Origin of the sequence: Paenibacillus cookii (assembly GCF_018333375.1) — a bacterium.
GTDB classification, from domain to species: Bacteria; Bacillota; Bacilli; order Paenibacillales; family Paenibacillaceae; genus Paenibacillus_AQ; species Paenibacillus_AQ cookii.
In genome coordinates this window covers 143761-156175 of sequence record NZ_BORW01000007.1, presented here as the reverse complement: position 1 = coordinate 156175, position 12415 = coordinate 143761, and the positions used below count along the sequence as shown (strand labels likewise).

At 57.6% G+C, this 12415-nt stretch carries 7 protein-coding genes; all 7 read left to right on the top strand.

Annotated features, from left to right (window positions below; genetic code table 11):
* The first annotated feature begins 168 nt into the window (after positions 1-168).
* Entirely contained in the window at positions 169-1557 is a 1389-nt protein-coding gene (locus KI367_RS09610) for an alpha-L-fucosidase (protein WP_212949219.1), read from the top strand.
* A 92-nt stretch (positions 1558-1649) separates the two neighbouring features.
* On the top strand, positions 1650-2936 hold the full coding sequence (locus KI367_RS09605) for an alpha-L-fucosidase (RefSeq protein ID WP_212949217.1): 1287 nt from the start codon (positions 1650-1652) through the stop codon (positions 2934-2936).
* Positions 2937-3042: 106 nt separating this feature from the next.
* Positions 3043-4359, top strand: a complete 1317-nt coding sequence (locus KI367_RS09600) for a glycoside hydrolase family 125 protein (RefSeq protein ID WP_212949215.1) — start codon at positions 3043-3045, stop codon at positions 4357-4359.
* Entirely contained in the window at positions 4356-7487 is a 3132-nt protein-coding gene (locus KI367_RS09595; RefSeq protein WP_212949213.1) for a beta-galactosidase, read from the top strand. The genes KI367_RS09600 and KI367_RS09595 overlap by 4 nt, the downstream gene beginning before the upstream one ends.
* A 19-nt stretch (positions 7488-7506) precedes the next feature.
* A complete protein-coding gene (locus tag KI367_RS09590) occupies positions 7507-8538 on the top strand; it encodes a carbohydrate-binding family 9-like protein (protein WP_212949211.1) in 1032 nt (343 codons plus the stop codon).
* On the top strand, positions 8535-11147 hold the full coding sequence (locus KI367_RS09585) for a transglutaminase domain-containing protein (protein WP_212949209.1): 2613 nt from the start codon (positions 8535-8537) through the stop codon (positions 11145-11147). The genes KI367_RS09590 and KI367_RS09585 overlap by 4 nt, the downstream gene beginning before the upstream one ends.
* Before the next feature lie 23 nt (positions 11148-11170).
* Positions 11171-12205: a glycoside hydrolase family 18 protein gene (locus tag KI367_RS09580; RefSeq protein ID WP_212949207.1), complete on the top strand. Its 1035-nt coding sequence runs from the start codon at positions 11171-11173 to the stop codon at positions 12203-12205.
* Positions 12206-12415 lie beyond the last annotated feature (210 nt).

Genomic DNA, 12415 nt, shown 5'->3' with positions numbered 1-12415 from the left:
AAAGCGGGCAAATCAAGATTTTCGGGTTGGCGAATGAAGGAATCGGCGCCGCTTCGAAGAAGTTATCTCTCAAAGATAGCGTTTTCATAAATCCGGCGGCAAGGCCGGAAACCGCGTGACACCCGTTTTTGCAAGGAAACCAAACCAATCGTGATATGGAGGATAACCATGAGTGAAAAGGAGCATTTGATCGAGGAAGAAGAATCCGTCGTCGTGCAAGGGGTGCACAACTACAGCAGCGAGGAGCAGTGGGTCAAACCCGAAGATCCGCTTCTTCTGGAGCGGCTCGAATGGTTCAAGGACCAGAAGCTCGGGCTGATGATGCACTGGGGGCCGTATTCCCAGCTGGGCCTGGTCGAGTCCTGGGCGCTCAGCGACGTGGACGAAGAATGGTCGCGCAACGAAATCGACTGGGATATCGACGCGGAGGAACTGAAGCGGCAGTATTTCGATCTGAACAAAACGTTTAACCCGCTTCGTTTTCAGCCGGACCTTTGGGCGGACCTTGCGGCGGACAACGGTTTTAAATATTTAAACTTTACGACCAAGCACCATGACGGATTTTGCATGTGGGATACCCGTACCACCGATTACCGCATTACCGGTCCGGATTGCCCTTTCCATACGCATAAATACGCCGACATCACGAAGCAGCTTTTTAATGCGTTCCGGGCGAGAGGCCTCGGCATTTCCGCCTATTTCTCCAAAGCCGATTGGCATTCGCCGTATTATTGGGCGCCGGGCATGCGGCCGGGAACGACGACGTCGCGCGGTCCGACCTATGATCCGAAGGAATATCCATGGCTGTGGGAGCAATTCGTGCAATTCACCCACGAGCAGATCATGGAGCTGATGACGAACTACGGCCGGATCGACGTGCTGTGGCTGGATGCCGGATGGGTCAACGATTACCGCGATCAGAACATTCGCCTCGGCGAAGTGGTCGAAAAGGCTCGCAAAATCCAGCCGTGGCTTCTGTCGGCGGACCGCACGGTCGGCGGGCCTTACGAAAACCTGATCACGCCGGAGCAAACGCTGCCCGAGCGCGCGCTTCACGTGCCTTGGGAGAGCTGCATCACGATGGGATCGGCTTTCTCGTTCCGCTACGAGGATAACTATAAGTCGGTGCGCCAGCTGATTCATCTGCTCGTCGAAATCGTGGCGAAAGGCGGCAACCTGGCGCTGAACGTCGGTCCGCAGCCGGACGGAAGAATTTCGAAGACGGCGATTTCCCGGATCCAGGGCATGGGAGCTTGGCTGAAGGTCCATGGCGAAGGCATCTACGGAACGAGAGTGTGCGAGCCGTATTCGGTAGGCAACGTGCAGTTTACGCAAAAAGACGGGAAAATCTATGCGTTCTACCTGTACAAGGACGAAAACGAAACCGTTCCGGAAGAGATTCATTTGCCGCTGCAGAAAGAGTTCAGCCGCATCGACCTGATCGGCGGGCCGGAAGGGCTCGAGTACCGCAAGACGGACACCGGCATCGCCGTGCGCCTTCCGGCGAAAGAGCGCGAAGCCAAAGCGCCGATCGCGCATGCGTTCCGGATCCAATAACGCAATATATCGCAAGGCTGACATATTTACATGATGTATTGGGCTTAGCATGAATAGAGCCGACCATTTGATCTGAAAGGTGCTGAACATATATGCAACAATGGTTTGAAGACGCGAAGCTGGGCATTTTTATTCACTACGGGATTTATGCGGTGGACGGCGTCGCCGAATCCTGGTCTTTTTACAACGGGAGAATATCTTACGAGCAATACATGAAGCAGTTGGACGGCTTCACCGCCTCCAAATTCGACGCGGACAAATGGGCGGACCTGATCGAAAAATCCGGCGCCAAGTACGCGGTGCTGACGACCAAACACCATGACGGCGTAGCGTTGTTCGACACGCAGTACAGCGATCTGAGCGTCATGAAGAAAACCCCTGCCAAGCGGGATATCATCAAGGAGTATGCCGAAGCGGTTACGAAAAGGGGAATCCGGCTCGGCATGTACTACTCGCTTATCGATTGGTCGCATCCGGATTATCCGAGCGTCTACGAAGGCGGCAAAGTGCCGGACGATTTGAGCACGGTCAACCGGTTTTCGAGCCCGCCGGACGGGGTGCAGAACGAAGAAAGATGGCAGAAGTTTTTGCAGTTCAACAACGACCAGCTGAAAGAAGTTTTGACGAATTACGGCAAGGTCGACCTGCTGTGGTTCGACGGGGACTGGGAACGGAGCGCCGAACAGTGGAATTTGCCGGAGTTCAAACATTACCTGAAATCCTTCAACCCGGACCTGATCATCAATTCGAGGCTTCAAGGGCACGGAGACTACAAAACGCCGGAGCAGGGCTTGCCGATCACGAGACCTGAAGGGCCGTGGGAATTCTGCACGACGATCAACTCGTCGTGGGGGTACGTGCCGACGGACAACCATTATAAATCGCTGAACCAGATCATCCGCATGTTCTGCGACTGCATTTCGATGGGCGGCAACATGCTGCTTGACATCGGGCCGCGCGAAGACGGAACGATCGACGAACGCCAGGAAGAGATCCTGCTCGGACTGGGCGACTGGATTCGCACGCATGCCGAGGCGGTGTACGGCACGCAGGAAGGCATCATGACGCGTTATTACCTTGGCGGCAGCACGCTGTCCAAAGACAAAAAGACGTTGTATCTCTTCGTCTACGACGATCCGAAAGAAAGCATATGCCTGAAGGGGTTGTGCAACCCGATCAAAAAGATCACCGTGCTGCACTCCGGAAAAGAGCTGACGCACGAAATCCACGGCGGCGTGCCTTGGTTCAACATTCCGGGAACGACCTGGATTCCTTTGACGGCCGAAGACACGCATGAGCACGTAACTGTGCTGAAGCTGGAATTCGACGAGGAAGTGGAAATGTACGGCGGTTCCGGAGCGGTCGTTACGCATAACTAGGGAGCCTGGCTTGGGGCCGGCAGCCGGATGAAAGGCTTTCGAAAAGGTCCGGGTGCCGCTCCCCTGCATTTTTGATCACATCATCCATTATTTAAAGGAGATTCCAATGGAGCAATTCAGATTACCGAAAATCCAAATGACCAGCTTACTTCCGAAGGCCGTGCAGGACGTCCTGAGCGAAGCGGAGGAAAAGCTGGCGCATCGCCCGAAGCTGCTGAAGCTGTTCAAAAACTGCTTTCCGAACACGCTGGAGACGACGACCAAGCTGATGGACGACGGCACGACCTTCGTCATTACGGGAGATATTCCGGCCATGTGGCTGCGCGATTCGGTGGAGCAGGTCATGCATTACGTGCCGCTGGCGAAAGACGACGAGGATCTGCAGCGCATGTTGTCCGGCTTGATCAAGCGCCATATCCGGTATATTCTGATTGATCCTTACGCGAACGCGTTTAACGAGTCGGCGAACGATTGGCACTGGAACACGGCCGATCAGACCGAAATGTCCCCATGGGTGTGGGAACGCAAGTTTGAGATCGATTCGCTTTGCTTCTCCATGCGCCTTGCTTATGCTTACTGGAAGGAAACCGGGCTCACCGATATTTTCGACGCCGGCTTCAAATCGGCGATGCGCGTGATTTATGACTTGTTTAAGACGGAGCAGCGCCATGTCGAGCAATCTCCGTACCGCTTCATGAGAAATAACGGCATCCGCCAGGATACGCTGGCCAACGACGGGCTCGGCATGCCGGTCAATTATACGGGCATGGTTTGGTCCGGCTTCCGTTCCAGCGACGACGCCTGCGATTTCCATTACAACATTCCGGGCAACATGTTTGCCGTCGTCGCCCTTCGCCAGATGCAGGAGTTTGCGGAATGGGTGTTCCGTGACACGGATTTTCTGAAGGAGCTGAAAAAGCTCGAGCAGGACATCGACCATGGCATTCAATTGTACGGCATTTACAGACACCCGGAATTCGGGCCGATCTATGCGTACGAAACGGACGGATACGGCAATTACTGCCTGATGGACGACGCGGGCACGCCTGGCCTTCTTTCCATTCCGTATCTCGGATACGTGTCGGCGGACGACCCGGTGTATCAAAACACGAGACGTTTCGCGCTGTCGAAGGCAAATCCGTTCTATTTTGAAGGCAAGGCGGCCAAGGGCATCGGCAGCCCGCACACGCCGGACGGGTTCGTATGGCATATGGCCTTGTCGATGCAGGGCATAACGGCTACGACGAAAGAAGAGAAGCTGGCGATGATCGAGATGCTGGAGGCGACCGATGCGGACACGGGCTACATGCACGAAGGTTTCCATGCGGACGATCCGGCGAACTTCACGAGAAAGTGGTTTGCATGGTCCAACAGCCTGTTCTCCAAACTCGTGCATCAAGCGATGAAAGAAGGGATTCTATGAGCCGGAACGTCATCGTATTTCACGACTCGGCATTTCCGGGCAGTCCCGGGCTTGACGATCAGGCCGTCAAAGCCTTGCGGCAGATCGGCACGGTCGTCGGCGCGGCGGATTTGGCCGGAGCTCTCGGCTCCAGCCGGGACGGCTGCTTCGTCAATCTGCACGCGCCGTATTTTCCAAAAGCGGCCTGGCCGGAGATTCATGCCTTCCTGCGGCGCGGCGGGGGGCTTATCAGCATTGGCGGAGCGCCTTTCAAAGTCCCGGTTCGCTGCGAAGAAGGAGGCTGGACGCCTGAAGCCGAACAAACCGCATACCATCGCGAGCTGTTCATCCACGAAACGCTGCCCGTGAACGCAGGGCCCGTGCAGTCTTTTGCTGCGTCCGGTCAGATTCCGCTGTTGGCCGGCCGGGAGGCGCTTTTCGAGATTCGGGATACGTGGAATCTGGTGCCCCATACGACCCGAAACAGCGATTTTCCGCATGAAATGGGTTCGGCCGGAACGATGAGCACGCAGGTCTACCCGCTCCTGAAAGGGATCAGCGGCGAAGGACGGGAAGTGGCGGCTCCCGTCGTCTTATGGGAACATTCCCGCGGCGACTTTGCGGGTTCCAGATGGCTATTCGTCAACCTGCCTCCGTCCGCTTCGTTCTGGGACCAAGGCGGGATCAAGGCGTTAGCCGAATGGAGCGCCTTCTGCGCGAAACCGGTGACGGAGCTTGCGATCAAAACCAACTATGCCGCTTACGAGCCGGGCGAACATGCGGTGCTGACGCTGCAGATGCAGCGGATCGCGAAATCGAATGAGGCGGAGGTTTCGGATCAGCGCTGGACGTTCGAAATCACCGTGGAGCAGGACGAAGGCGACCAGTTTTGGGTGCAGCGTTTCGGCGCCGAAGTGACGAAATCGCTGGATTTCGTCCGCATTCCGGTGCCGCTGGACATCCAAAGCGGGCTTTACCGCGTCGTATGCCGGGCGACCTCCGAAGACGGGGAGACGCGCGTGCTCCGTCACGGCTTCTGGGGGAACGACCCGGAGCTCCTTGCGAAGGGAAGCCCGGTCAGCTGCGGCCGCGACTATTTCGTGAAGGACGGACGGCCGCTGCCGATCGTCGGCATGACTTACATGGCCTCCGACGTGGCCCGCAAATTTCTGTTCCTGCCGAACGCGGATGTTTGGGACCGGGATATGGCGCAGATGGCCCAAGCCGGGATCAACTGGATCCGGACGGGGCTTTGGACCGCTTACCGCAACGTGATGCAGGCGGACGGGCATGCTTCGGAAGAAGTGCTTCGCGCGATCGACGCGTTTATTCTCACCGCCAAAAAACATGATCTGCAGTTGACGTTCACTTTCTTCTCTTTTACGCCGGAAACTTGGGAAGGCACGAACCCTTATCTCGACCCGCAAAGCGTGGAAGCGCAAAAGCGGTTCATCCGTTCCATCGTGCATCGCCACCGGGCGACGAGCAACGTCGATTGGGATTTGATCAACGAACCTTCGATGTTCGATCCGAAACGGATTTTCGCTTCGGGACCGAGATCCTGCGGCGACCGGTTCGAGCGGGCGGCTTTCTCGGCCTGGCTCGAGGAACGCCACGGGCGGATCGAGCTTCTGCAGGAGCGCTGGAACATGACGCCGGAGCAGCTGCCGAGCTTTCAGGCGGCGGCGATTCCCGGGCCGCAGGAGATCAACTTCGACGTGCAGGACATGATCCTGGAGAAAAAAGGCACGCGGTGGCTCGACTACTGCTTGTTCTCCATGGACATGCACAATCGGTGGGCAAAGCAGTTATACGAAGAGATCAAAAATTTGAGTCCGGATCAGCTCGTCACGGTCGGGCAGGATGAAGCGTTAGGCGCGCAGCGTCCTTCGCCGTTTTTCTACCAGGAGGCGGTCGACTATACGACGGTCCATTCGTGGTGGCTCAACGACGACCTGGTCTGGGACGGCGTTTTCGCGAAAACGGCGGACAAGCCGAACGTCATTCAGGAAACCGGCATCATGTACGTCGAAACGCCGGAAGGACGGGCCAAACGAACCGAGGAGGAGCTGCGGAGCATCCTGGAGCGCAAATACGCTTATGCCTTCGCGACCGGAGGAGCCGGGGCGATCCATTGGATCTGGAATACGAATTTTTACATGGACAATGCCAACGAGTCGCATATCGGCGCGCTCCGGGCGGACGGGACGGAAAAGCCGGAAACCGACGTCTCGTACGGGTTCGGCAAGTTTATGGGCGAAATCCGGGACCTGTTCCAGGAACGCGAACTGGAGGAAGTGGCCGTTATTTTTCCTTACTCGAACGATTTCTCCAACCGCAAGCTGGCGTACGAGGCGACGACGCGCCTGACGCGCGTGTTCTCCTACCAACTGAACATGCCGATTCGCGGCGTATCGGAATATGACCTCGAGCCGCTGGAGAAGGATCCGGCGAAGCTGATCGTGCTGCCTAGCGCCCATAATTTCGACGATGCCGCTTGGGATCGCCTGCTCGGCATCGTCGAGCGCACGGGAGCCACCTTGCTTGTGACGGGGCCGATCAGCATCGACGCCTACTGGCGTAAAACGGAGCGGCTGACCGATGTGCTTGGGGAAGGACGGCTTTGCAATGTCCGCCGCGAAGAGCTGCTGAACGTGGACGGGCATGAAATTCCGTTATCTTACGGCAAACGCCGGATTGCGGAAGTAAGCAAGGAGGCCCGGAGCGGCGGAACGGTTGAAGCGGCAGATGCCCCGGCCGCGGGCGACGCGGTCCGGAATATCCGGTTAGGCAACGGGCGGTTGATCTGGTGCCCGCTTCCGATCGAATTAAACGACAGAACGGATTCGATGGCGGCGCTGTACCGGTACGCCCTTGACGAAGCAGGCTGCCAAAGCGGCCTTGAATGGATCCGGGGCGATGTACCTGGCGTATACGGCCGCAAGCTGAAATTCAGGGACGGATATTTATACGTTTTCGTATCGGAATATGCCTGGGATACGAACATTGAAGTGAAGGATGCCGACACGGGCGTGGCCTACGCATTCGGACTGGAACGGGAACGATCCGTCCTGTTCGCGGCGGACGGAGAAGGGCGGATCATTTCGGTGTATCGCCCGCACGAGGTTGAAATCCACATCAAATCATGAATTGCCGGAGGGAAGCGACATGAACTTAAGCGGAGTGCCTGAACCGAAGATCGAATACGCTCCGAAGCATTATATTTGCCGCCGGGCGGCCGGGCCGCTCGAACTGGACGGAAGGCTCGACAAGCCGTTTTGGGAAACAGCGGCCTGGACGGAGGAATTCGTCGACATCGAAGGCGACCTGCGTCCGAAGCCGGCGAAAGCGACCCGAGTCAAAATGCTCTGGGACGACGAATATTTTTATTTCGGGGCGGAGCTGATCGAGGATCAGATTTGGGCGACGCTCACGGAACGCGAATCGGTCATTTTTTATGACAACGATTTTGAAATTTTCATCGATCCCGACGGGGATACGCACCAATATTACGAGTTCGAGATCAACGCGCTGAATACGGTATGGGATCTGATGCTCGTGCAGCCTTACCGCGACGGCGGACCTCCGGTGAACGGCTGGGATATCAGGGGTTTAAAAACGGCCGTGCATATCGACGGGGAACTGAACAATCCCGAAGCGGACAACCGGAAGTGGAGCGTCGAAGTAGCGATTCCGTGGAACATCTTGAAGGAATGCGCGCCCGCAGGCCGTGCGCCGGTCAAAGGCGAATTTTGGCGCGTCAATTTCTCCCGCGTCGAGTGGCAGGCCGAGGTTCGGAACGGAAAATACGAAAAGGTGATCAACCCCGGGACGGGCAAGCCTTATCCGGAAGACAACTGGGTATGGTCGCCGATGGGCATCATCAACATGCATTACCCGGAGCTTTGGGGATATGTGGTGTTTGCCGATGCCGACGGGCCGGATACGTTCGAGCTGCCGCGGGATGAACGCATCAAGTGGGAGCTGCGCAAGCTGTATTACCGCCAGCGCAATCATTTCGAGGCACGCGGCGAATTCGCGAAAGAGATGGAGCATCTGAAGGGCGATGATGCCTGGAGCATCGAACCGGTCATCGAGACGACGCGGAGCCTGTTCCAGATCACGGCCCCTTCGGCGGACGGAACGGCGGTATATTGCATCCGGCAGGACGGAAAGTTGTGGAAGGAGGAAAGGAAATGACGATGCAGACCTCTGCTTTTTCGCTGGATCAGGCGGCGATCGAGCTGATTGAACGCAAGTTCGGCGAGAAACGCCGGATGGCCGCGGCAAGGGAACAGGAATTGTTTGGCATTTTTCAGGAAGAACTGACGGAAGAGGAGACTTGGGCGCTTAAGTACTTGTACGCGTATATGCCGGTCAACGACATGGCCGACTACGACGGTGCGCTGTTTTTGAACCATGTGCGTACGACGCTTGCGATCCGCAAGGAAATGCCCTGGGGGGAGCGCGTGCCGGATCATCTGTTCCTGCATTTTGTCCTGCCGTACCGGGTCAATACCGAAAATATCGAGGATTCCCGCGGCATCCTGCACGAAGCTTTGGCGGAACGCACGAAATCCTTGTCCATGGCGGATGCCATCCTGGAAACGAACTACTGGTGCCATGAAAAGGCGACTTACATCGGCAGCGATCTCCGGACGATTTCGCCGCTGACGATGATCCGCAACGCCCGCGGCCGCTGCGGCGAGGAATCGACGCTGGCGGTTGCCGCGCTGCGCAGCATCGGCATCCCGGCCCGTCAAGTATACACGCCGCGCTGGGCGCATTGCGACGACAACCATGCTTGGGTCGAGGCTTGGGCCGACGGAAAATGGTATTATTTCGGCGCCTGCGAACCGGAAGCCCGCCTGAACCAGGGCTGGTTCAGTCCGCCGGCCCGGCGCGCGATGCTGATCAACACGCGGATTTACGCGGATTATCCGGGTCCGGAAGACATCACGCTTGCCGACGAATGGTTTACGGAAATCAACCTGCTGGAAAACTATGCGCCGACGCGGACGATCACGGTCGCCGTCAAGGATCGCCAGGGGAAGGCGGTCAGCGGGGCACAGGTGCACTTCGAGCTGTACAATATGGCCGAGTTTTATCCGATCGCCACGATTCCGACGAATGAACTTGGAGAGGCTTCGTTCAAGACGGGCTACGGCGATCTGCTCATTCGCGCCGTCCGGGACGGCGTGTGGGGCGAACGCAAAGTGACCGTGGCCGAAAGCGACCGGATCGAACTGGTTTTGGATCAGGCGGAGCAGCCTTCCGGAACGTTGGATCTCGACATGGTTCCGCCGCCGGAGCGCGAAGGAGACGAAGCGGAAGCTTTATCCGAAGAGAGCATCCAAAGGCATAACCGCCGTCTGGAAGAAGGCACGAAGATCCGGACCAATTACGAAGCCACGTTCCTGACCGAAGCGGATGCGACGGAACTCGCCGCGGAATTCGGGCTGCCGGCAGACCGGGTGTGGGACGTGCTGCGCAAGGCTCGCGGCAACGACCGCGAAATCGCCGCTTTTCTCCGCGAGCGTTCGGGGGAATACGGCGAATGGCCGCTGCGGCTGCTGGAAAGCTTGAACGAAAAGGATCTGGTGGACACCTTCCGCCCTTCGCTTGACGATCATCTGATCGGCGGGCTGGCGCAGCGCGGGGAACTGGACGAAACGACGTTCGTATCGTACGTGCTTTGTCCGCGCGTGTTGTACGAAATGATCGTGCCGTATAAGCGCTTTTTCCAAGAGACGTTTGCGGCCGATGCCGCGGCGATCCAAGCCGATCCTTCGGTGCTTGTCCGCAAGCTGGAAGACGGATACGCTGTGCGGGAAGACCTTCAAAACCTGAAGGGCAAAGGCAATCCGGTCGGCACGTTCAAGCTGATGCACGGGGATGACGTATCGCTCGACATTTTGTTCGTCGCCGCATGCCGGAGCCTGGGCATCCCGGCCCGCCTGCATCCAAGCGAGCTGAAGCCGCAATATCTCGAAGGCGGCACATGGAAAGACGCCATGTTTGCCGCGCATGCGCCGCAGGAAGAGGAAACGAAGGCATGGGGGTCGCTGCGCCTGCTGCGCGATCCGGAGGCTGCGCCGGAAACGGCCGAAGCTTCGTATTACGAAAATTTCACGTTTGCCCGTCTGGAGAACGGCAGGTACAAGACGCTGGTCTATCCGTACGGCAAAAAAGACGTATACGACGAGCCGTTCGAGGTGGAGCCGGGCTTTTACCGGCTGACTTCGGGCGTACGCCTGAAGGACGGCACGGTGCAAGCGCGTTTCGCCTATTTCAAGGTCACGGCAGGGGAAACGACCGACGTTGTCCTGACGTACCGCCAAGCGAAGCATGACATTCCGGTGCTCGGAAAGATCGACCGCACCAGCGCGTTGACAACGCTGGAGGGAACCGATGCAACGCTTGGCGAGCTGATCGGCGGCTCGGGGGCCATCGTCGCCTGGATCGAGCCGGAGCGCGAGCCGACGAAACATCTGTTCCGCGAAATCGGCGAACTGGCGGAGCCGTATGCGAAGCTTGGCGCACCGATCGTGCTAATTATCGGCAATGCCGAGTGGACCGCTTCGTTTGATCCGGCGGCTTACCCGAACCTGCCGTCCGGCACCGTGTTCGTCCGGGATGCCTCTTACGCGGCGCTGCCGGATTTCATTGCCCAGTCCCCCGCCCGGGATGCAGGCTACCCGCATCTGTTCGTGCTGGATGCACAGGATCAAATTCGCTATACGGCATCGGGTTATAAAATCGGAACCGGCAAGGAAGCGCTGCAGGTTTTGTCCGTCGTATGGCAGTAAACTACGAATCGGAGTGAAATCGAATGACCGAGAAAAAATATATCGTCGCGGGTTACGCCGTCGACGCCAAGCTTCCTGACATGACGCGGGAAGACCTCATGAAATTGACCCATCTCAACGTGGCTTTCGGCCATGTCGTGGACGGCCGGATTTCGACGGCCCATCTGAAAAACGCGGCCGTGTTGCGGAAGATCAAGGACGAGCATCCGGAGCTGAACATCGTTTTGTCCGTCGGCGGCTGGAGCGCCGGAGGTTTCTCCGAAGCGGCTTCGACCGAAGCGGGAAGACAAAGCATGGCGGAGTCGGCGGTTCAAGCCATCGTGGACCATCCGTTCGACGGCATCGACCTGGATTGGGAATATCCGTGTTACGGGGAAGCCGAAATCGCGTCCAGCCCGGACGACAAAAGGAATTTCACGCTGCTGCTCCAGACGATCCGCGAGGCGCTGGACCGCAAAGGCGCGGAAGACGGGCGCCATTACCTGCTGACCATCGCGGCGGGCGCGGACCAGTATTACGTGGACGGCACCGAAATGGACGAGGTGCAGAAATATCTCGATTTCGTCCAGTTGATGACCTATGATATGCGCGGCGGATTCCAGGTGCTGACCGGCCACCATACGAACCTGTACACGCCGACGGGAGATTTGTTCCGCATCAGCACGGACGCCTCCGTGAAGATGTTTATGCGCGCAGGCGTGCCGAAGGAAAAAATCGTCATCGGGGCCGCTTTTTACTCCCGCGTCTGGCATCAAGTGCCGGACCGCAACAACGGGCTGCACCAAATGGCCGGCACGACCGGCGGGTACGGACCGGATTTCGGGACGCTCACGAGAGAATATATCAACAAAAACGGCTACACCCGTTATTGGGACGAAGAGGCGCGCGCGCCGTACCTGTTCAACGGTTCGAGCCTCATTTCCTATGACGACGAGGAGTCGATCGGGCATAAATGCGGCTATGTCAAAGACAACGGCCTGGCAGGCATCATGTTCTGGGAATACGGCTGCGACGACACCCATCAATTGCTTGACGCGATGCATCGCGGACTGAAGTAACTGATGTTTTGAGACCTGCTGTCATTTGATCCATATCATCAAGTTAAAAAGGCTGAAGGCTTGCGGCATCGTCGGGTGCGCGGCCCTCGGCCTTTTTTATCATGGCAGTGCTTCTGAAAGAGGTTGGCCGATCCTCCATCTCCAGTTCACCGGGCCATATCTTTCATGATGCAATTTTAAAGGGATTTTTGGCGGCATATGGAAGTGATT

Coding starts and splice junctions, on each gene's coding strand:
- KI367_RS09610 (WP_212949219.1), top strand. CDS start 169: ATGAGTGAAAAGGAGCATTTGATCGAGGAAGAAGAATCCGTCGTCGTG.
- KI367_RS09605 (WP_212949217.1), top strand. CDS start 1,650: ATGCAACAATGGTTTGAAGACGCGAAGCTGGGCATTTTTATTCACTAC.
- KI367_RS09600 (WP_212949215.1), top strand. CDS start 3,043: ATGGAGCAATTCAGATTACCGAAAATCCAAATGACCAGCTTACTTCCG.
- KI367_RS09595 (WP_212949213.1), top strand. CDS start 4,356: ATGAGCCGGAACGTCATCGTATTTCACGACTCGGCATTTCCGGGCAGT.
- KI367_RS09590 (WP_212949211.1), top strand. CDS start 7,507: ATGAACTTAAGCGGAGTGCCTGAACCGAAGATCGAATACGCTCCGAAG.
- KI367_RS09585 (WP_212949209.1), top strand. CDS start 8,535: ATGACGATGCAGACCTCTGCTTTTTCGCTGGATCAGGCGGCGATCGAG.
- KI367_RS09580 (WP_212949207.1), top strand. CDS start 11,171: ATGACCGAGAAAAAATATATCGTCGCGGGTTACGCCGTCGACGCCAAG.